The organism is Propionibacterium acidifaciens (assembly GCF_003798325.1).
Classification (GTDB): Bacteria; Actinomycetota; Actinomycetes; order Propionibacteriales; family Propionibacteriaceae; genus Propionibacterium; species Propionibacterium acidifaciens.
Genome location: NZ_CP033719.1, coordinates 804,310 through 826,473, shown reverse-complemented (window position 1 = coordinate 826,473; position 22,164 = coordinate 804,310). Strand labels below are relative to the sequence as shown.

At 63.3% G+C, this 22,164-nt stretch carries 9 protein-coding genes and 3 CRISPR repeat arrays; all 9 genes read left to right on the top strand.

Features of this window, described 5'->3' with window-relative positions; all coding sequences use genetic code 11:
- Positions 1-190 precede the first annotated feature (190 nt).
- The 9 genes from cas7g to EGX94_RS03470 all read left to right on the top strand — a co-directional run bounded on the left by cas7g (position 191) and on the right by EGX94_RS03470 (position 21,492).
- Positions 191-1,537 (top strand): type I-G CRISPR-associated RAMP protein Csb1/Cas7g, encoded by a 1,347-nt coding sequence (gene cas7g, locus EGX94_RS03510; RefSeq protein WP_081660886.1) that lies wholly within the window; start codon positions 191-193, stop codon positions 1,535-1,537.
- 1 nt (position 1,538) lies between these two features.
- The gene (csb2, locus tag EGX94_RS03505; RefSeq protein ID WP_021798711.1) at positions 1,539-2,933 is read left to right on the top strand and encodes a type I-G CRISPR-associated protein Csb2; all 1,395 of its coding nucleotides are present in this window, start codon (positions 1,539-1,541) and stop codon (positions 2,931-2,933) included.
- Complete coding sequence (gene cas3g, locus EGX94_RS03500) at positions 2,930-5,779, top strand: type I-G CRISPR-associated helicase/endonuclease Cas3g (protein ID WP_021798694.1); 2,850 nt, start codon at positions 2,930-2,932, stop codon at positions 5,777-5,779. Before csb2 ends, cas3g begins: the two co-directional genes overlap by 4 nt.
- Positions 5,776-6,711, top strand: coding sequence for a type I-G CRISPR-associated protein, Cas3-extension family (locus EGX94_RS03495; RefSeq protein ID WP_123825901.1), 936 nt, complete (start codon positions 5,776-5,778; stop codon positions 6,709-6,711). The genes cas3g and EGX94_RS03495 overlap by 4 nt, the downstream gene beginning before the upstream one ends.
- A gap of 50 nt (positions 6,712-6,761) precedes the next feature.
- On the top strand, positions 6,762-8,387 hold the full coding sequence (locus EGX94_RS03490) for a CRISPR-associated endonuclease Cas4/Cas1 (RefSeq protein WP_021798721.1): 1,626 nt from the start codon (positions 6,762-6,764) through the stop codon (positions 8,385-8,387).
- Positions 8,384-8,674: a CRISPR-associated endonuclease Cas2 gene (gene cas2, locus EGX94_RS03485; protein ID WP_028707274.1), complete on the top strand. Its 291-nt coding sequence runs from the start codon at positions 8,384-8,386 to the stop codon at positions 8,672-8,674. Before EGX94_RS03490 ends, cas2 begins: the two co-directional genes overlap by 4 nt.
- Positions 8,675-8,841: 167 nt before the next feature.
- Positions 8,842-14,255: direct repeats of the CRISPR family, unit length 36 nt; unit sequence GTATTCCCGGTCTTCATGACCGGGCTCCATTGAGGC.
- Positions 14,256-14,454: 199 nt separating this feature from the next.
- Positions 14,455-15,186 (top strand): transposase family protein, encoded by a 732-nt coding sequence (locus EGX94_RS03480; RefSeq protein WP_192962690.1) that lies wholly within the window; start codon positions 14,455-14,457, stop codon positions 15,184-15,186.
- Positions 15,187-15,193: 7 nt separating this feature from the next.
- A CRISPR array of direct repeats spans positions 15,194-19,769; the repeat unit is 36 nt; unit sequence GTATTCCCGGTCTTCATGACCGGGCTCCATTGAGGC.
- Between the two features lie 109 nt (positions 19,770-19,878).
- Positions 19,879-20,274: direct repeats of the CRISPR family, unit length 36 nt; unit sequence GTATTCCCGGTCTTCATGACCGGGCTCCATTGAGGC.
- 150 nt (positions 20,275-20,424) lie between these two features.
- Complete coding sequence (locus tag EGX94_RS03475) at positions 20,425-20,730, top strand: helix-turn-helix domain-containing protein (protein ID WP_043123207.1); 306 nt, start codon at positions 20,425-20,427, stop codon at positions 20,728-20,730.
- 48 nt (positions 20,731-20,778) lie between these two features.
- Positions 20,779-21,492, top strand: coding sequence for an IS630 family transposase (locus EGX94_RS03470; protein ID WP_021798705.1), 714 nt, complete (start codon positions 20,779-20,781; stop codon positions 21,490-21,492).
- The last annotated feature ends 672 nt before the right edge of the window (positions 21,493-22,164 follow it).

Sequence of the window (22,164 nt, the reverse complement as noted above, 5' to 3'; positions counted from 1 at the left end):
GGTCACCCGGCCGGACGTGACTCGGGCCGCCGTGTGTGAGTGGGGTGCTCGACTGGGCGAGCCGATGATCCTGCCCCGTCTTCCCAGGTGGGCCCGTTCCCAGTTGGTCTCGGTGATTGTGCTTGCACAAGGGTAGTGCTGCGGATCCTTCTGGTCGACGGAGCGGTTCCTCTGCTGGCCCGGTGGGGCGATGCGGCTCGGCGGATCCGGCAGGACACGAAAAATGTCAGTGGTGCCCGCGAGCATGGCGTGTATGAAAGAAACGTGCCCTCGCGCAGTCAGCGTTGACAGCTGTGTGCGTCGTTCTGCGCTCGGACGCTCCTCCGCCGGAAGGTCGCGGGGGAGCCAGCTTCGAGGGCGCTTGGCCAGTGAGAAAGGGAAGACCATGACGGAGCTCACGCTCAGCACCTTGCAGGAGAAGCTGTCGGACACGGAGTGGGCGGCTGCTCGCATCGTGGCTGCCTATCAGCCCAGCGGAGGGCCCGGAAGTCGGGTGTTCCCTCCGACATTCCCCACCACGGCGACGGATCCTTCGCCATACCTGATGGAGGAGCGAGTGCGTGATCGTGATGGCGAGGTCCGCAGGGCGACGGTCCTGGACCAGGTGCCTGCACAGGCGAACAGGTGTGAGGAGGCCACGGCTGCGGCATGGCGCCAAGGTGTTGTGCGCGTGCCGATGCTTCGGCTCGTTCACAGGGGCGCGTCGAGTTTCGAGCTCACGGGGCTCGATGCGCCGCACCGGGCGTTCGACGCCTACTGGCGCGACTCGCGGCTCGACGGGGCGAAGTTCGACAGCACCGAGATCGGACGGGCCCTGCTGAACTCCTCGTTGACGGATGCGACGGCGCTGCTCGAATACGACCCCGGCACGCTCGTCTACGGCGGCTGGAACAGCCATCGGAAGGGAAGGCAGGCCAAGTTCCCGCGGATCTACAGCAGCGAGATGATCGGCTGGGATCCCGTGGTGGGCGTCCGCAGGGCGGGGCGCATGGACCCGGCGAACCTCACCGGGTCGCGCACGGGCGAGGGCGACGAGTGGTCGTACTCGCCGATGGCGGACAAGAAGAAGGACTCCAAGCTGAGTGAGATCGGGCATGGCAACATCGCCCCGAGTACCACGCACGGCGGCGTCACGATCACCGAGGCGACTCGCACCGCCGTTCTCAGCCTGACCGCCACCCGCCGCATTCGGTTCGGCTCCCTCGACCGCGCAGCCGTCGATGCCGCTCACGTCCTGCTCGCCGCCTTCGGGCTGCTGGGTGACCGGCTCGCCTTCGGTCAGGCGGGGCTGTGGCTGCGCAGCGGCTGCGATCTGGTGACGCAGTCCGAGACACTGGAGTGGATCGGCCGTGGCGGAACGACGGAGCAGTTCTCCCTGTCCCCGCACGGAGCCGTTCAGCTCTACGACGAGGCGCTTCGCGCGGCCCAGGCGGCCGGGGTGCCATTGCACCTGGAAACCGTGGAACTCACCCCGTCCGAGCCCTTGGCCGAGGCCCTCGACTTCAGCCTGACCAAGGCCGAGTCGGCAGGGGAATGACATGCCCATCCGTCTGGACATCACGCTGCTGAGCGGGCGTTATGACGCCGGCGGCGGGGATGACCCCCATGCGGCGGAGTGGCCGCCGCACCCGGCCAGGGTCTTCTCGGCCCTGCGGGCAGTGGCGGCCGATGACGAACTGGCTCCGCTGGCCGAGCTGGAGCGGCTCTCGCCTCCGCTGATCCATGCCTCTGCGGCAGGGGAATACCGCGCCAGAGGCTATGTGGTGACGAATGCTCGGGAGCGGAAGGGCACGCATCAGAATCATCCTGCTCGAACCGCCGGTTTCCGCCAGCGCTTCGGCAGCCTTCCCTACGATGCCCGCGTCCAGTTCGACTGGCCTGACGGTGATGCGCTGTCCGACGGTTCCCTGGCCTGCCTCGACAGGCTGGCCCGCCGGGTGCCGTACCTCGGACGATCGACGTCCCCGGCCATCCTCATCTTCAGCCGGGTGAGGGATCCGGAACCGCTGCCCGGGCTGACCACCTACGAACCGGTGGAAGGGCCCGGGACGGCGAGCATCAGAGTCCCCTACCCCGGCTACCTCGACGAACTCGACGCACTCCACGAGGCGGACCAGCCCGCCTGGCAGGCCGCCGGGGCACGGTCCCGACGCTCCTACCGGGAGGCGGGCGCCGAGGAAGAGGTTCCGGGCCGGCAACCCGTCGAATCCCCTTACCCCGACCTGGTCGTCCTCAGGTTCGTCGGCCGGCGTCCGCCGGGGAGCCTCGTCGGGCGTTTCACGGAGGCGCTCCGTCGGAAGGTGATGGGTCAGACCGAGGAGCCGTTGCCGCCGGCCCTGCACGGCCACGGCCTTCCCGGGGTGCCGCACGTCGCCTACCTCGGGCTCCCGTTCGCCGGCTACGAGCATGCTGACGGGCAACTGATGGCCCTCGCCGTGGCCATCCCCGGGCTGGACCGGGCCGAGCGGCGGCGCATCCTGCGAGGCATCCTCGGCAGTGATCCGAATCACAGCGTGTCACTCTACGTGCCTGGTATCCACGGGAGCTTCGAGCTGCAGTACTCCCCGAACGACCCGCTGCCCCGAAGCGCCACCGTCACGCGGTGGACAGGGCCCTCACACACCTGGGTGTCGGTGACGCCCCTGGTGCTGGACCGCTACCCGAAGGACCGCGACCTGGCCTCGGCCGCCACCACGTCCCTCGTCCAGGCGGGCCTCCCGGCGCCCCGCGAGGTCGAGCTGAGCAAGCAGCCGATGACCCAGGGGGCCATCCGCTTGAGGCCCGATGAACTGCCGAAGCGCTGCCGCGGGCGTCTCTACACCCATGCCCGCGTCATGTTCGACCAGCCGGTGAAGGGGCCGGTTCTCGCCGGCGCCGGCCGCTACTTCGGGGTCGGGCTCTTCGCCCCGGAGAAGGGGGGAGAGCAACGATGAACGTCGGGGACTTTGATTCGTTCATGCGCCAGGTGCACGGCCACCCGCCCTTCCCCTGGCAATCCCAGGTGGTGACCGAGGCCGTCGAAAGGGGTGCATGGCCCGCGCTCGTCGACGCACCGACGGGTCTGGGCAAGACCTCGATGCTGGACATCGCCGTCTTCCTGCTGGCCATGAGCGCAGGCGGCGAGGCGCCGGTTGGCCTGGGGCGCCGCCGGATCTACATGGTGGTGGATCGGAGGATCGTCGTCGACCAGGCGGAGCAGCACGGCCGGCTCATCGCCGATGCCCTGGATGAGGCGGAGCGAGGGACGATCTGCTGGGAGACCGCCGAGCGACTACGGAGCCTTTCGTCCGCTCGTGAAGGCGATCCTGCACTGCGCGTGGTGAAGATGCGCGGGGGCACGACGTGGGACGCGGCGTGGCTGTCGCGCCCCGATCTTCCAGCCATCGTTACCGGCACCGTTGACCAGGTGGGGAGTCGACTGTTCTTCCGCGGCTACGGGGTCAGTGCTCGGCGGCGTCCCATCGACGCTGCTCTGGTGGGAACGGATTCGGTCATCATGATCGATGAGGCGCACCTCGCTCAGGCCTTCACGGCGGCGTTGGCGTCGGCCTCGGAGCTGGATTCCAGTGAGGTCCTCGGTCTTCCGAGCACGTCGATCGTCCACCTGAGTGCCACAGCAGTCGAGCAGTCCGATGGGTGGAGTGCCCAGTTCGACGAGGAGGCTCATCGTCTCAACGTGACGGCGGATCGGCGGCTGCGGGCCGCCAAGACGCTCAGTTTCGTCGATTCCAGCGAGAAGACGATCGTCAAGGAGGTGGCTGGGCGGGCTGCTGAGCTGGCGAGTAGGCCCGGGGCACGGGTGCTGGTCGTGTGCAACACGGTCAACCGGGCACGTGAGGTGCACGACGCTTTGATCTCCAGGAAGAAGCCATCCTGTGTCGCCGAGACAATGCTGCTCATGGGCAGGTCACGTCCGCTGGATCGCGAGCGGATCGCCGAGCGAGTCACCGAACTGTTCGGAGCCGAACGTGAGCAGACGCCGGTGTCGGTCATCCTCGTTGCGACCCAGACCATCGAGGTGGGCATCGACCTCGACGCCACCGACATGGTCACCGAGACCGCTGCGTGGGACGCCTTGGTGCAACGGTTCGGACGGGTGAACCGGCGCGGAGACTTCTCGGACGCCACGGTGACGGTCGTCGAGGACAATGCCGAGAAACCTCCGGTTTACGGTCAGGCCAAGAGCAGAACGGCCGCATTCCTGCGTGCTGCTGCCTGCGATAGGCTCGATGTGTCACCGCTGGCCCTGCGACACGTGGATGTGCCCAGCGGCCTGACCGCTGAGCCCCCACTTCTGCCGGTGCTCCTTCCGGCGCAACTCGATGCGTGGGCTCGCACCGGTCCCGCTCCCTCGAACGATCCGCCGCTCGATCCCTACCTGCACGGCATCAAGAAGGCCACCGCCCAGGTCACCGTCGCGTGGCGAGACGGCTTGGTCGATGCCATGGGAGAACTGCTGTCGGCCCGGGAGGCGGGTGCCGCTGTCGATGCGCTGCCCGTTCGCAGCGAGGAGTGCGCCGAGCTCTCCTTGCGGGCGGTGAGGGACTGGCTTCTCAACAAGAAGCCGTCGGTCATGGCGGACGTCGACGAATTCGGCGACATCCCCTTCAGCGAGGGCGAGTCAGACGCTCGGGTGCTTCGTCGCGCGGCCGATGCCGACTGGCAGTGGGTCGCGGCCGCGGCCCTGCGGCCTGGGGACGCCATTGTCGTGCCCAGCCGTTACGGCGGTCTTGACCGGTTCGGATGGAACCCGGTGGATCACGAGAGCGTCAGGGACGTTGCCGAACTAGCGTCTTTGCGCCGTGGGCGTGCCGTGCTCCGACTCGACCCCGGGCTCGGCGACCGATTGGGGCTGGAATCCCCGCCGGTACTGGCGGAATCGAGAGCAGCCTGGTTGAACGCCGAGGACCCGGCAGAGCGCGAAGAAGTAGCGCAGCACCTGGTCGAGACCGTCCGTGAATGGCTCAGCGGTGAGATCGTCCCCGCTGACGGCAGCCCCTGGACCGCGGAAGACCTCACCGACCTGCGGAAGGCCCTCTCCCAAGGGGCTGTGGTCTTTGACGGCGACGACGCTTCGACTCCCCCGCTTCTCCACACGTCATCGCCCCGAAAGGCATGGCAGGGCGTGGACGAAGGGACTCCTGCTGACAGCTCCAGTTTGAATCGGCGAGTGAGCCTGGCCGACCACTTGAAGGCGGTTGCTGCTCGCAGCGGGCAGATCGCTGACAATCTCGGTCTGCCGCAGGAACTGAGCCGCGTCATTGTTGATGCCGCACGCTGGCATGATCTGGGGAAGGTCGACCGGCGGTTCCAAGCCATGCTCTTCGGTGGCAGTGAGATCGCTGCCGAGCTGGCCGAGGAACCGCTGGCCAAATCGGGAATGCCCCAAGACGACAGGGCTCAACGCCTTCGTGCCCTACGGCTCAGCGGCCTTCCCAGGGGTGCCAGACACGAGGCATGGTCCGAGACCATCGTCGCAGCGCACTTGCAGAGCCTGGAGGAGCTCTACCCGGGCGATGAGGACCTGCTGCGCCATCTGGTTGCCAGCCACCACGGCCATGACCGGCCCCTGCTGCCACCCGTCGACGACCCGGGAACGCACACCGTGGACGCCGACGTGGAAGACGTCCACGTCCACGTCTCACTTCCCACTGGAGTCCGGTTGGCAGACGCCGACAGATTCGTTGAACTCAACGCCAGATACGGCAGGTGGGGTCTCGCCCTGCTGGAGACCATTGTGCGGTGCGCAGACATGACTGTTTCATCGGAGGGATCATGAATGACGTCAAATTCCCCGCTCTGGTAGGTGACTCGCCGCTCGCCATCCTTGCCGCCATCGGCACTCTTCGGCTGATCCGCGACTTCGTTGATGATCATGCCCTGCTGTCTTGGGACGCCGCGGACCGTGCGCCGGTGCTTCACTCCTCGATGCCGTCGGTCGACGACATCGTGGCCCGACTTGCCCAGATCATTGAGTCGATGCCTGAGGGTGTGGTAGTGCCCGGTGGTCCTCCAGGATTTCCTCCCCCGGGGGCGGCGCCAGATCGTCTGCGCTTGGAACTGGGCGAGCTACGACATTTTACCGGTATGCTCTGCAGGGATCAGTCCTCGGCTCCAACAGTGCGGGCATGGATTTCAGGTCTGGTAACGGACCTCGTTGTCGATCCTTCGGGACGTGGGGCGATAAGCCAATACGCTGCGCCTTCAGGGAAGCAGTCCATGGCCACAATGCTGCAGAAGCCATTGGAACTGGTGCGCGATACTCCGGACTACCTGCGTCAGGCTTTGGTCGGCTGGCGACGTGTTTCGGGGGTCACTGGTGAGTACTTGGATCACAGGGCTAATTGGGATAGCAGTGAGGACGGTCGTGGAAAAGCGGAGATGCGCGGTGTCCCGGGAGCAACGTGGTTGGCATTGATGTCATACCCCTTGTGGATCACGACTGCCGCTGGTCCGCGCGTGCGGACCAGCGGTTGGCACACGGTGAGTGAAGAGCGCCGCCATGAGGAGGAGCTCAGACTTCCTCTGTGGAGCGAACCGCTGGGGCTGGCGGCTGTCAAGGCGCTCGTCGAGCACCCTGCGCTCGAGGGGGACTGGGATGACATCGACCAGAACGCACTCCGGACGTTGGGTGTGATCCATGTGTGCAGAGCCCACCGCCGCAAGGCGGAGGGCGGTAAGTCTGCTGGCGTCCTGGTGCCGCTGCCATGAGTACCGTCAGACCCGACCTTCCGGGTTTGCCTGAGACGCTTCCGGCCCGCATGCTGAACGAGTTCGTGTACTGTCCCAGACTGTTCCACTTGGAATGGGTTCAACAGGAGTTCGCAACCAGTGATGATGTCGAGGAGGGCCGCTACCTGCATCGCGTCGTCGACCAGGAGACGGGGAATCTTCCCGACGAGTCCGAGGCGTTGGCCGGGAGGGCTGCCAGATCAGTCTCGCTGTCATCGCAGCGGCTCGGCATGGCCACGCGGATGGACTTGGTGGAGGACGGCGGCGACGGTACTGTCGTGCCGGTCGACTACAAGAAGGGCCATCCTGACAAGAACGGTGAGGCTTGGCCGAGCGATCGTGTGCAGGTACTGGTCCAAGCGCTGCTGCTCCAAGAGGCCGGTTATGTCGTCGAGCGGGCCGAGATCTGGTATGCCGAGACCCGGCAACGCGTGCACATCATGGTGGACGATGCCGCGCTGAAGGAGATCACCGATACCGTGAAGCGGGCATGGGAGGTGGCAGCCGACCCCGTGGCGCCACCGCCTCTGCATGACAGCCCGAGGTGCCCGCGGTGCTCGCTGGTGGGGATCTGTCTTCCTGACGAGCTGGAATCTCTGCGCGTTCCTCCTGCGCAACGGCGTCCACTGAAGCGTCTGATGGCGCCGGTTCTGGAGGGTCGTCCCGTGTACGTGACCGTGCAAGGAGCTGTCATCGGCGTTCGCCATGAGCGGCTGGAGATTCGTCTCAAGAGTGAGTTGGAAGTCAGCTATCGGTTGATCGACATCAGCCAGGTCTGCGTCTTCGGGAATGTGACGGTATCGGCTCAAGCCGTGCGGGCACTGATGTCACGGGACATTCCAGTGCTGTGGTTCAGCTACGGGGGATGGTTCTCTGGAATTGCTGAAGGGCTGCCGGGGAAGAACGTCGATCTCAGGATCGCGCAGTTCTGCGCCACGGAGCTGAGAAGACTGGAGATTTCCCGTCGAATGATTTCCGGGAAGATTCGTAATAGTCGCACAATGCTGCGCCGTAATTCTCGCGGCGTGGTCGACGATGTCGGGGGTCAGCTGAAGTCGTTGGCTCTTCAAGCCATGCAGGCTGACTCTCCTCAGCGGCTGCTGGGAATCGAAGGTACTGCGGCACGTCTCTACTTCGAGAACTTTATTTCGCTTCTCGGTGAGAACGTGCGAATTGATGTTTCCGGTTTCAGTGAGGGTGGACGCACCAGGCGTCCTCCCGGGGATCCAGTGAATGCGCTTCTATCGTTCTGTTATTCTCTGCTCATCAAGGATTTGACGGTGACGCTTGAGGCGGTTGGCTTTGATCCTTATTATGGCATGTTCCACAGGCCTCGGTTCGGGCGTCCTGCTCTGGCTCTGGACTTGGCGGAAGAATTCAGGTCTTTGATCGCTGAGAGCGTTGTGCTGCAGGTGCTGAACAATGGTGAGGTCGGTCCTCGGGATTTCAAGTTCCGCGCCGGAGGGTGCATGCTTGAGGCTGATGGCCGCAAGGCCGTCCTGAGGGCCTATGAGCGGCGGCTCGACCAAGAGGTGACCCATCCACAGTTCGGGTACAAAGCGTCGTATCGGCGTGTCATGGACATCCAGGCCCGGATGCTGGGTGCGGTCATGCTTGGAGAGCTCGATCAGTACACGGCGATGATGACCAGATGAGGACGAACAGAAGAAGATACCTGATCGCCTATGATATTCGTGATCCGGCGCGACTTCGTCGAATCTGCAAGTTGATGGAGGCCAACGGTGAACGTCTCCAGTACTCTGTTTTCGTTTGCGACTTGAACAGGACTGAACTCATTCATCTGCGTGCGGATGGTGAGGATATCATGAACTTGGCTGTGGACTCGGTGGTGATCGTCGACTTGGGTGACCCCAGCGGGGACCGGTTCACGTTCGTCGGACACCGCAGGCAGCTCCCCACGAGAGGATCCCAGATTGTCTAGCGAGCGCTCTGGTGCCGATTGGGTCACCCGACAGTGCTCGCGCCCTAGTCAGGGCTGGTTCTTGTCTACCCTGCCGGCGCTCCCTCCCATCGGCTGGGGGTGCCGAGTGGCAGTCCTCGCAAGAGTGTGCAACACTGGTAGCCAACGGCACCGAAGCAAGCGAGCCGGTATTCCCGGTCTTCATGACCGGGCTCCATTGAGGCTGACTAGGCCTGACGGTACAGAGACGTCTGTGGGCGGGTATTCCCGGTCTTCATGACCGGGCTCCATTGAGGCTCCACCCCCCGCCTACGCCGCACTTACCGGCAACTCGGTATTCCCGGTCTTCATGACCGGGCTCCATTGAGGCAATGCCATGGCGTGGGTCCTTTCTCAGTATTCCCCGGTATTCCCGGTCTTCATGACCGGGCTCCATTGAGGCAGCCAGTCCCAGATGGCCGACACGCGGCGGACGCCGGGTATTCCCGGTCTTCATGACCGGGCTCCATTGAGGCTGGGGCGATCCAGACGAGGAGGATGCCGTCCCCGACGGTATTCCCGGTCTTCATGACCGGGCTCCATTGAGGCTCCGTGGTGTGGATGGTCATCTCTGACTCCTGTCGGGGTATTCCCGGTCTTCATGACCGGGCTCCATTGAGGCATCGACATCACAGCGTTCAACGCCCCCTGCGCCGTCGGTATTCCCGGTCTTCATGACCGGGCTCCATTGAGGCGTGCAGCTGACGTGGCAGGATGCCGCTTCGACGCGTGGGTATTCCCGGTCTTCATGACCGGGCTCCATTGAGGCCGCGAGGCGGTAGAAGCCAACATGGACGTCAGCGGGGTATTCCCGGTCTTCATGACCGGGCTCCATTGAGGCAGGGTCTGTACTAGCGCATACGGCGTCGAGGACCCGGTATTCCCGGTCTTCATGACCGGGCTCCATTGAGGCTACCCGGCGCTGTGCGAGGCTTGCTATGTGCGGACGGTATTCCCGGTCTTCATGACCGGGCTCCATTGAGGCAATGCGATCCCTGCCTCGACGAAGGCGGCTGCGGCGGGGTATTCCCGGTCTTCATGACCGGGCTCCATTGAGGCACGCCGCCCGGCTGGAACAGCCGCTACCTGGACGTCGGGTATTCCCGGTCTTCATGACCGGGCTCCATTGAGGCGCCTCCCTTTTGTTGGTGTTGGTGGGTGTTCCGCCGGGTATTCCCGGTCTTCATGACCGGGCTCCATTGAGGCGCCGTCGGTGATGTCGGCGAGGTCCCGCTCCCAGACGGTATTCCCGGTCTTCATGACCGGGCTCCATTGAGGCATCTCGACCGGGCTCGACGGTGACCGGCAGGGGCTGGGTATTCCCGGTCTTCATGACCGGGCTCCATTGAGGCGGGGTCTGTGCTGGCGCATACGGCGTCGAGGACCCGGTATTCCCGGTCTTCATGACCGGGCTCCATTGAGGCATCTCGACCGGGCTCGACGGTGACCGGCAGGGGCTGGGTATTCCCGGTCTTCATGACCGGGCTCCATTGAGGCGGGGTCTGTGCTGGCGCATACGGCGTCGAGGACCCGGTATTCCCGGTCTTCATGACCGGGCTCCATTGAGGCCAGCTCACCTCGTCCGGCATCCCTGTCTTACAGCTGCGGTATTCCCGGTCTTCATGACCGGGCTCCATTGAGGCCTGCTTGGCCGGGTCGATGACCCACGAGGACGACAGGGTATTCCCGGTCTTCATGACCGGGCTCCATTGAGGCATGGTGGTGCTAATCGGCATGGTGTCTCCTGTCGGTGGGTATTCCCGGTCTTCATGACCGGGCTCCATTGAGGCCTGCCGTGCAACGCGTGGCAGATGCCGGACAAGAAGGGTATTCCCGGTCTTCATGACCGGGCTCCATTGAGGCTTCTCGGCGTGTCTCACATGCTACGGGGTTTCGCCGGGGTATTCCCGGTCTTCATGACCGGGCTCCATTGAGGCCGCAGCACTGTGACATGCCCACTGCGGCCCCATGGCGGGTATTCCCGGTCTTCATGACCGGGCTCCATTGAGGCCTCTGCGATCTGCTCGATGGTGGTGTGGGTGGTCATGGTATTCCCGGTCTTCATGACCGGGCTCCATTGAGGCACGAGTAGACCGTCCGTGTCGTTGACGATCTCGCTGGGTATTCCCGGTCTTCATGACCGGGCTCCATTGAGGCATCACGATGCTTGACGGGCTCGGCGCGTCGGGCGGGCGGTATTCCCGGTCTTCATGACCGGGCTCCATTGAGGCCGCAGCACTGTGACATGCCCACTGCGGCCCCATGGCGGGTATTCCCGGTCTTCATGACCGGGCTCCATTGAGGCCTCTGCGATCTGCTCGATGGTGGTGTGGGTGGTCATGGTATTCCCGGTCTTCATGACCGGGCTCCATTGAGGCACGAGTAGACCGTCCGTGTCGTTGACGATCTCGCTGGGTATTCCCGGTCTTCATGACCGGGCTCCATTGAGGCATCACGATGCTTGACGGGCTCGGCGCGTCGGGCGGGCGGTATTCCCGGTCTTCATGACCGGGCTCCATTGAGGCGAATTTACATGGTTTGGGCGTACCGGTGACGCCCCCGGTATTCCCGGTCTTCATGACCGGGCTCCATTGAGGCGCCGCGCCCTCCGCGACATCCGCCGCAGCCGCACCCCGGTATTCCCGGTCTTCATGACCGGGCTCCATTGAGGCCCACACACACACACACGCATATACTGGGTGCATGGTATTCCCGGTCTTCATGACCGGGCTCCATTGAGGCCCACACACACACACACGCATATACTGGGTGCATACCCGGTATTCCCGGTCTTCATGACCGGGCTCCATTGAGGCACCATCCTCGTTGCGTAGGGTGATTCCTCGGTAGTCGGTATTCCCGGTCTTCATGACCGGGCTCCATTGAGGCGACACATCCACACGGTCCAGCGCCTCCTTCGGCACGGTATTCCCGGTCTTCATGACCGGGCTCCATTGAGGCAGGCTGCTGCCAGACGCCGATCCGGAAGAGATGCCGGGTATTCCCGGTCTTCATGACCGGGCTCCATTGAGGCAGCCAGTCCCAGACCGCCGACACGCGCCTGATCCCCGGTATTCCCGGTCTTCATGACCGGGCTCCATTGAGGCCCGTCGGTGATGTAGCCGGTGCCGCCCTGAGCGGACGGTATTCCCGGTCTTCATGACCGGGCTCCATTGAGGCTTCCACAGCAGAACAATGACCGCGATGAACGCGATGGTATTCCCGGTCTTCATGACCGGGCTCCATTGAGGCTCCTTTCTCTCGTGTCAGGCGTCTTGTCCGACACGGCGGTATTCCCGGTCTTCATGACCGGGCTCCATTGAGGCGGCCTGTGGATAAGTCTTGTTTGTGCTTGTCAAGTAGGTATTCCCGGTCTTCATGACCGGGCTCCATTGAGGCCCGGCCTGCGTGGAGGTGGTGACCTCGCCGGCTCGTGGTATTCCCGGTCTTCATGACCGGGCTCCATTGAGGCTTCCCGGTGTGTCTTAGACACTACGGGGTTTTGCTGGTATTCCCGGTCTTCATGACCGGGCTCCATTGAGGCATGATGGTCATGTCCCGGTCCTCGCGGCGGGGCGGCCAGTATTCCCGGTCTTCATGACCGGGCTCCATTGAGGCCTGCGAGCTGGCTGGTCACGATCATGCCTCCTCGATGTATTCCCGGTCTTCATGACCGGGCTCCATTGAGGCCCCAGGGGTCGAGGCCTGTACGCTGGCAGACGTGGAGGTATTCCCGGTCTTCATGACCGGGCTCCATTGAGGCACGCCGTACCCGATGCCAAGGCCAGCAGCCACTCCGGCGTATTCCCGGTCTTCATGACCGGGCTCCATTGAGGCTCCTGGGAGCGCCTCCGTACCGCACACCCCCGCAGCCCGTATTCCCGGTCTTCATGACCGGGCTCCATTGAGGCTAGAAGCTGTTGTAGCTCACATACGAACGATTGTCACGTATTCCCGGTCTTCATGACCGGGCTCCATTGAGGCCGGTCAAGGATCCGCTCCAACGCTTCTCGCAGCGCGGGTATTCCCGGTCTTCATGACCGGGCTCCATTGAGGCCAGACGCGCCGTGCCGCGCGTACCGAGATCGGCCAGTATTCCCGGTCTTCATGACCGGGCTCCATTGAGGCCCCTGTTCCCCTGTTCCCCTGTTCCCCTGTTCCGGGTATTCCCGGTCTTCATGACCGGGCTCCATTGAGGCCGGTCGATGGTCTGGCGTCCGGCGCCGAGGATGTGCGTATTCCCGGTCTTCATGACCGGGCTCCATTGAGGCGCGTCGCGCCTGTTCGCGCGCGTGCAGGCGGCGCAGGTATTCCCGGTCTTCATGACCGGGCTCCATTGAGGCGGCGTGTCGACGACGGCGACGGGGATGCCCTCGTGTATTCCCGGTCTTTATGACCGGGCTCCATTGAGGCTTCGTCTGGCCGTATGCGACGGTGTCGGGGCAGGTGGTATTCCCGGTCTTCATGACCGGGCTCCATTGAGGCTTACATACGGTCGCACCCTGACGGGTGCTCCCGACGTATTCCCGGTCTTCATGACCGGGCTCCATTGAGGCAGCCCGGCCGAGTGGGGCATGCTCGCCGAGCAGGCCGGTATTCCCGGTCTTCATGACCGGGCTCCATTGAGGCTTTCTGTTGAGACTGGATGATCAGCCGGGAGTGCGGGTATTCCCGGTCTTCATGACCGGGCTCCATTGAGGCTCCTCGTACACGATGTCGTCCACCGTACCGGGCATGTATTCCCGGTCTTCATGACCGGGCTCCATTGAGGCTAGCAGATGCTAGGCTGCGGGGCATGGACACCACCGAGTATTCCCGGTCTTCATGACCGGGCTCCATTGAGGCGTCTCGTCCCCGTTCGGGGAGGTCGTCGCCGGCGTAGTATTCCCGGTCTTCATGACCGGGCTCCATTGAGGCCAGTCCCCGAAGGCCGCCACCGGGATCTTCGACCAGGTATTCCCGGTCTTCATGACCGGGCTCCATTGAGGCGCAATGGAAGCAGTCAGCTCCGTGATGGCCTGTCGAGTATTCCCGGTCTTCATGACCGGGCTCCATTGAGGCCGCCGCATCCGCGCCCGCCGCATCGCCGACGCCGAGTATTCCCGGTCTTCATGACCGGGCTCCATTGAGGCACCCCAGCGGCCGGCCAACCCCAACCCGAAAGACCCAGTATTCCCGGTCTTCATGACCGGGCTCCATTGAGGCGCCGGCGGCTTCGGCTACACCTCGCAGGTTCTGGACGTATTCCCGGTCTTCATGACCGGGCTCCATTGAGGCGGGAATATCCTTCCCGGTCGCATAACTGATGGTGCGTATTCCCGGTCTTCATGACCGGGCTCCATTGAGGCCGTCAGAACCGCCAGCTGGCTGTACCCGCCGGTGCGCGTATTCCCGGTCTTCATGACCGGGCTCCATTGAGGCTCCTCTGGGGGTGCGCTGGGGGTGCAAGGGTGCGCGTATTCCCGGTCTTCATGACCGGGCTCCATTGAGGCGTAGTCCGCCATGTCCGTGTTCAGGACGGCTTCAAGTATTCCCGGTCTTCATGACCGGGCTCCATTGAGGCCATCAGGTGCCTGCTCCATCAGGTGCCTGCTCCATGAGGGTTATGCAAAACTCCTGATTTTAATCTTCGGTGATTCCCGCTCCCGGGCGTGTCGGAACAGACAATGAGGACCTGCCCTGAGACAATAAAGCAACCAATGGCCGAAAATCTCAAAACAGGTCCTCACGTGTATCATACAACAGGTTTCTCCGCGGCCGCAATGGCAGCCTTGTGCACGATCCTCATCGAGACCCACCCTCGTCCCCCGCAGAGAACAGGCAGGCCCCGGGCGCTGACCACCGAACAGGAAATCAGACTCACCCTCGTCTATCACCGACGTAACCGCACCCAGGCCGAGCTCGCCGAGTCCTTCGACGTGGACCAGTCCTCCGTCTCCCGGGCCATCTGCCGGTGGACGCCCCGCTTGGCCGAAGCCCTCGAGGACTTCATCCCCACCGTGGACGACCTCGACTCGTCCCGGACCCTGCTCGTCGACGGCACCCTCGTGCCGTGCTGGAACTGGCGGGACCAGTCCGGCCTGTACTCGGGCAAGCACCACCGCACCGGCCTGAACCTCCAGGTCGCCTGCGACCTGGACGGTCGGCTGGTCTGGGTGTCCGACCCGGCCCCGGGCTCCACCCACGACGCGAAAGCCATCCGGCACACCGGCCTGCTCGACCACTTCCCCGACCCCCCGCCGATGGCCGACAAGGGCTACACCGGGCTGGGCATGATCACCCCGGAACGAAAACCTGCCGGCGGTGAACTCACAGAAACCCAGAAACAGTACAACAAGGCCATCAACACGCTACGCGCCCCGGGTGAACGAGCAATCGCCAACCTCAAAACCTGGCGGACACTCCACACCGGCTACCGAAGACCCCTGCACACCTTCCCCGAAACCATCACGGCCATCATCGCCCTAGAATTCTTCAAAAACAGTTTTGCATAACCCTCCATGTATTCCCGGTCTTCATGACCGGGCTCCATTGAGGCGCGTACTCGCTGAGTTCCACGGTCACCACCGTCCAAGTATTCCCGGTCTTCATGACCGGGCTCCATTGAGGCTTGTTCCCATTCCAGAGAATCGCGTTTCTTCGCGGGTATTCCCGGTCTTCATGACCGGGCTCCATTGAGGCGGTAATCGTATCGGTACATGATGAGTCCTTTCTCTGTATTCCCGGTCTTCATGACCGGGCTCCATTGAGGCGCGCCGTTCCCGTTCGACCTGGTCGAGTTCGGCCACGGTATTCCCGGTCTTCATGACCGGGCTCCATTGAGGCAGCTCATAGATGAACTTCGCCTTGTCGGCGTACTGCTGGTATTCCCGGTCTTCATGACCGGGCTCCATTGAGGCCTGGTGAAGCGGTCGATGGTGATGTTGTTGTCTCGGGTATTCCCGGTCTTCATGACCGGGCTCCATTGAGGCCGGGCGGGGTAGTCTGCCTCGTCGACGAGTTCCCAGTATTCCCGGTCTTCATGACCGGGCTCCATTGAGGCGTGAGGGTGATGGTGACGGCGCCGTCCTGGACGGCGGGTATTCCCGGTCTTCATGACCGGGCTCCATTGAGGCCTGTGTCCGAGAAGTATGCTGCGGCGGCGCAGGCGCGTATTCCCGGTCTTCATGACCGGGCTCCATTGAGGCAGCATGGACGATGACAGAATTGTCACTGCAACCCGGGTATTCCCGGTCTTCATGACCGGGCTCCATTGAGGCGTTGTACTTTACCCTGGTGGCCGCCGGCAACTTCATGTATTCCCGGTCTTCATGACCGGGCTCCATTGAGGCATCTCGCCGGGAGGACCGAAGATGGAGTCCTCGAGTATTCCCGGTCTTCATGACCGGGCTCCATTGAGGCTGCAAGACCGACGGGGAGACCGTCCGGGACGGTACGTATTCCCGGTCTTCATGACCGGGCTCCATTGAGGCAACCAGACCATGAACAGGGCGCCCCTCTTCGCCACGAGTATTCCCGGTCTTCATGACCGGGCTCCATTGAGGCTCCCATACGGCGAGCCCGGGGGCGGCGGCGGTGACGAGTATTCCCGGTCTTCATGACCGGGCTCCATTGAGGCAGGCGGGCGGCCCGCGGGTCGAGGGCGGCGTCTTCGTATTCCCGGTCTTCATGACCGGGCTCCATTGAGGCTCTCTGGGGGGGCGCATACGAGGGGCCCCGTAGACGTATTCCCGGTCTTCATGACCGGGCTCCATTGAGGCGCTCTTTTCCTGTGGGGGCGGTCAGATGCGGGCCCAGTATTCCCGGTCTTCATGACCGGGCTCCATTGAGGCTCGTCGGTGACGACGCATGGCGCTTTGTTGTCCCAGTATTCCCGGTCTTCATGACCGGGCTCCATTGAGGCCCGATGGCTGCTGCCGGCCCGTCCCCTCCTCCCGGGTATTCCCGGTCTTCATGACCGGGCTCCATTGAGGCGCGGAGGATCTTCTCGGCCACACCCGCCTCGCCCCGGTATTCCCGGTCTTCATGACCGGGCTCCATTGAGGCTGGCGTTGTTGGCGGTCGGGCTGTAGTGGACGTCCTTGTATTCCCGGTCTTCATGACCGGGCTCCATTGAGGCAGCTCTCGTGGGATGCAGAAGTCCTCGATCAGCTGGTTGTATTCCCGGTCTTCATGACCGGGCTCCATTGAGGCAAACTTCTCAATGGGTACTGCGATGGCAACTATTCGTATTCCCGGTCTTCATGACCGGGCTCCATTGAGGCGATGCTGTCGCAATGACGGTTCCATGTGCGATGGGCGTATTCCCGGTCTTCATGACCGGGCTCCATTGAGGCATCGTCCTGATCCTGGCCATCGGTCAGCCCTCCTCGTATTCCCGGTCTTCATGACCGGGCTCCATTGAGGCTCCTCTGGGGGTGCGCTGGGGGTGCAAGGGTGCGCTGGTATTCCCGGTCTTCATGACCGGGCTCCATTGAGGCGTCTTGAGTCCCGCATCCGCGATGCTTGGGCCGACGTATTCCCGGTCTTCATGACCGGGCTCCATTGAGGCCTGTCCGATGACCTGTGCCTTGAGCTTCGCAACCCCCCGTATTCCCGGTCTTCATGACCGGGCTCCATTGAGGCGACACGAAGGTGTACCGGAGCGGGGATGACCTGTACGTATTCCCGGTCTTCATGACCGGGCTCCATTGAGGCTCCCTGGACTCGATGATGAGCCTGATGGCGTCCCGGGTATTCCCGGTCTTCATGACCGGGCTCCATTGAGGCAACAGATCATCGTCGGCGTTGCGAAGAAACATTCGCGTATTCCCGGTCTTCATGACCGGGCTCCATTGAGGCGGGCGTGTCGTGCTCAAACGGTTCACGGCTCCGGACGGGTATTCCCGGTCTTCATGACCGGGCTCCATTGAGGCGAGACGGTCTGGTCACCGCTGGAGGACGAGACGCTGGTATTCCCGGTCTTCATGACCGGGCTCCATTGAGGCGAGATCGAGGGGCTGCCGATCATCCGGGACGGCAGCCGGTATTCCCGGTCTTCATGACCGGGCTCCATTGAGGCTGCATCCCCCGAGAGCTCGAGAGCATCGCGCGGAAGTATTCCCGGTCTTCATGACCGGGCTCCATTGAGGCAATATGACGTCCACACCATCTGGCATGTCATCACGGGTATTCCCGGTCTTCATGACCGGGCTCCATTGAGGCGGCCAAGTGAAGACGACGTCGCCCGTCGGGCCCGCGTATTCCCGGTCTTCATGACCGGGCTCCATTGAGGCAATATGACGTCCACACCATCTGGCATGTCATCACGGGTATTCCCGGTCTTCATGACCGGGCTCCATTGAGGCGGCCAAGTGAAGACGACGTCGCCCGTCGGGCCCGCGTATTCCCGGTCTTCATGACCGGGCTCCATTGAGGCTTCCCGAGGTTGTGGGCGTCGTACTGGCGTGCGTGGGTATTCCCGGTCTTCATGACCGGGCTCCATTGAGGCACGAACGTGCAGCAGGCGATCAAGGCGCTCGGTCCGGTATTCCCGGTCTTCATGACCGGGCTCCATTGAGGCCAGTGCGGGTTGACCGTCCCCAGGCAGAACGGGAAGTATTCCCGGTCTTCATGACCGGGCTCCATTGAGGCGAGGAAATGGAGACCGGAGGCTTCGGGGCCTCGAAGTATTCCCGGTCTTCATGACCGGGCTCCATTGAGGCTGCATCCCCAGAGAGCTCGAGAGCATCGCGCGGAAGGTATTCCCGGTCTTCATGACCGGGCTCCATTGAGGCGACAACATCTGACTCGCCAGATTACGAGACCAGTTGGGTATTCCCGGTCTTCATGACCGGGCTCCATTGAGGCCCGATGGGGTGTTCGCGAATTGGGGCGACGCCTACAGGTATTCCCGGTCTTCATGACCGGGCTCCATTGAGGCGCCTTCTCGACGGGAAGCCCAGAGGAAATGCGGGACGTATTCCCGGTCTTCATGACCGGGCTCCATTGAGGCTCCTGGGTCGAGGCTCTGCTCAGCTGGGCTGAGGAGGTATTCCCGGTCTTCATGACCGGGCTCCATTGAGGCCTTATCGCGATGCTGGTGCCAGCGCGGCTGGCCGTGACGTATTCCCGGTCTTCATGACCGGGCTCCATTGAGGCCACCGCCGCGCGGAATATCCTTTTTGCATTGTCCGGGTATTCCCGGTCTTCATGACCGGGCTCCATTGAGGCCACCGCCGCGCGGAATATCCTTTTTGCATTGTCCGGGTATTCCCGGTCTTCATGACCGGGCTCCATTGAGGCACGTCAGGCGCAACAAACAGGTTCAGGGCGACCTTGTATTCCCGGTCTTCATGACCGGGCTCCATTGAGGCGTTTTGGTCGGTGACTGTTTTTCCCTCTTGTCCTGGTATTCCCGGTCTTCATGACCGGGCTCCATTGAGGCATTGTAAGGCCAATGAGTGGGTCGGCTCAAAAGTAGGGTATTCCCGGTCTTCATGACCGGGCTCCATTGAGGCACGAATTATGGCGAGCTCTGCGAGCCGGCCGTGGCATGTATTCCCGGTCTTCATGACCGGGCTCCATTGAGGCGCCTGACTGACGTCCGCCCGCATGCGCGTGGCCACGTATTCCCGGTCTTCATGACCGGGCTCCATTGAGGCTCCCCGGTGGACTTCTTCGCCGCCCGCATCAGCCCGTATTCCCGGTCTTCATGACCGGGCTCCATTGAGGCCCGTCGTAGTGCTGGTAGATGCGGCAGTAGACGGAGCGGGTATTCCCGGTCTTCATGACCGGGCTCCATTGAGGCGTGTAGGCCAGCAGGATCGCCGGGTCAATACCGCAGGTATTCCCGGTCTTCATGACCGGGCTCCATTGAGGCACCCAAATGATATCCGTAGCGTTACCCGCATCCGCGTATTCCCGGTCTTCATGACCGGGCTCCATTGAGGCGGCTGCCTCGTGGGCGGCCCCTGCCACGGCAGCCGTGTATTCCCGGTCTTCATGACCGGGCTCCATTGAGGCGCACTCATAATCATGATCTCATTCCTCTCTCATCCGGGTATTCCCGGTCTTCATGACCGGGCTCCATTGAGGCGGTCTCAGGCCGCGGCTGTAGTCCAGGCGTACGCCGGTATTCCCGGTCTTCATGACCTGGGCTCCATTGAGGCGCCGCCCACTGAGGCCGGCACGCTGGGCCTGCTCGGTGTATTCCCGGTCTTCATGACCGGGCTCCATTGAGGCGATGCCTCCAAGCTACGCGCCCTGAGCCCCTGTTCAGTATTCCCGGTCTTCATGACCGGGCTCCATTGAGGCCGGTTGAGGTCGACGTTCACCCGGACGGCCCCGTGCGTATTCCCGGTCTTCATGACCGGGCTCCATTGAGGCGCCATCATCGGCGGCGGCCTGTGGCTCGTGTGGGGCGTATTCCCGGTCTTCATGACCGGGCTCCATTGAGGCACCGTCCCCCTACCCAAGACCGTGAACCCGCTCCGCGTATTCCCGGTCTTCATGACCGGGCTCCATTGAGGCCGTACGGTGCCGCCCTGGGGCTTCTGGGCGAGCACGTATTCCTGGTCTTCATGACCGGGCTCCATTGAGGCTCCGAGGAGCCGGTCCTCGCGAGAGGCTCGGTGAAGGTATTCCCGGAGGATTATTCAAAAGTATTTTTTGGTTTCTTGTGGCTATGGCTGGCATGAAACGAAACCGTATTTTTCGTGGATTTCCTGTGCCGTTTCGGATATGATCGAGGCATGCAGGTCGGGGTCACCCCGGAAGAAACAGCCGTCCTGATCAGGTGGAAGAAGCGTTCCGACAATCATGTGCTGGTGCGGACGAAAGCAGAAGCGATCCTGTACGCCTCCGAAGGAGTCAGTATCAGCATCATCGCGAAGATGGTCGAGCGGGCCGAGAGGACCGCACAGGAATGGCCGGCCGACTGGCAGGCCACCAGGATGTGTTCGGTCCTGACCGGGCACGCCGGGAACCAGAACGCGGCGAAACCCACCCGCACCCAGAAGGAAGAACTCAAGAAAATCCTCGCCCAGCCGCCCTCCTAGGCGGGCGTCCACGCCGAGTTCTGGGACGTCCCGGCGATACGTGAGGTCGTGAAGACCCTGTCCGACGCCGAACACCAGTCGGACCCCTCGTACCAGCTGCTCCTGCGCTTCTGCGGGTTGAGTTTCGAGCTGCCGGACCCGTTCGACGAGCACCGCGACGAGAAAGCCATCACCAGACGCATGGCCGAGGTGAAGACCCAAGTCAATGCCCTGTTGGACGCCGGCTGGGAGGTCTACACGGCAGACGAGGTGCGCTTGGAGCACGAGGCCGAGACCCGCCGGATGCAGCTCCCGAAGGGGCAGCGTACCAAGCTGTCCGTGGACCGGCGGAAGACGTCCCAGTCCTTCTTCGGCGCCCTCTCGCTGACCAGCAAAAAAGTCAAATTGTACCCGATCGAGGGGAACCAGAACACCGAGCAGACAATCCTGGCTCTGGAACGACTCCAACGCGAAACCGGGACAGGGAAGATCGCGGTTGTCCTGGACAACGCACGATTCCACCACGCGAAAGCGTTGACCGGCCTCTACGAGCCGGGTCAGCTGCTGGAGCGCATCACGCCGATCCATCTGCCGCCGTACGCGCCCGATCACAACCCGGTCGAGCACGTCTGGAACGCGGCCAAGAACAACATCGAGAACATTCAGCACGAGACCCCCGAAGAAACCTTCGGCGCGTCCGCCTCACACGTCACCGGCCGCGCCGTCGACTACGACTTCGAACACCTCCCACCCCGCGAAACCAGAAACGATTTTGTTCCATGACGGCCATACCGGCCGTCGAACAGGATCTTCACGACGTCACGCAGGGCCGGGGCGCCCCGGAACCCGGCGTGGACGCCCGTCCGGGAGGGCGGCCGGGCGAGGATGGCCTTGAGGTCTTCCTTCTGGGTGCGGGCGGGTTCCGCCGCGTCCTGGTTCCCCGCATGCCCGGCCGGGACCGTCAGCGAGGGGACCGCCGCCGGCGCCGTCCCCCTGGTTCCCGGCGTGCCCGGCCGGGACCCAGCACATCCTGGTGCCCCGCCACTCAGCCAGCCGTTCCTGCACGGTCCTCTCCGTCCGCTCGACCGTCTCTGCGATGATGCCCGCATCGACGCCACGGGAGGCGTGCAGGACCGCTTCGGCCTTCATCCCGGCGAGCACGCGACTGCCGGGCCGCTTCCTCCACCAGACCAGGACGGCGGTCTCCTCCGGGGCGACCCCGACCCGCACGCCCCCACCGCATCCGAAACAGCACAGGGAACCCACGAAAAACACGGTTCCGTTTCATGCCAGCCATAGGCGCCAAGTTCTGACCGACAGCACGGGAGGCCTATTCAAAACCCTTGTCGGACCCATGCCTGACTAGGGTCTTTCCTTGACAAGGAGTTAGTTTTTAATAACCCTCCGGGTTTGCGCAAGTCTGAATCAGCCTGCATCGCAGTCGAGGAATTCTAC

Coding starts and splice junctions, on each gene's coding strand:
- cas7g (WP_081660886.1), top strand. CDS start 191: ATGCGGCTCGGCGGATCCGGCAGGACACGAAAAATGTCAGTGGTGCCC.
- csb2 (WP_021798711.1), top strand. CDS start 1,539: ATGCCCATCCGTCTGGACATCACGCTGCTGAGCGGGCGTTATGACGCC.
- cas3g (WP_021798694.1), top strand. CDS start 2,930: ATGAACGTCGGGGACTTTGATTCGTTCATGCGCCAGGTGCACGGCCAC.
- EGX94_RS03495 (WP_123825901.1), top strand. CDS start 5,776: ATGAATGACGTCAAATTCCCCGCTCTGGTAGGTGACTCGCCGCTCGCC.
- EGX94_RS03490 (WP_021798721.1), top strand. CDS start 6,762: ATGCTGAACGAGTTCGTGTACTGTCCCAGACTGTTCCACTTGGAATGG.
- cas2 (WP_028707274.1), top strand. CDS start 8,384: ATGAGGACGAACAGAAGAAGATACCTGATCGCCTATGATATTCGTGAT.
- EGX94_RS03480 (WP_192962690.1), top strand. CDS start 14,455: ATGGCAGCCTTGTGCACGATCCTCATCGAGACCCACCCTCGTCCCCCG.
- EGX94_RS03475 (WP_043123207.1), top strand. CDS start 20,425: ATGCAGGTCGGGGTCACCCCGGAAGAAACAGCCGTCCTGATCAGGTGG.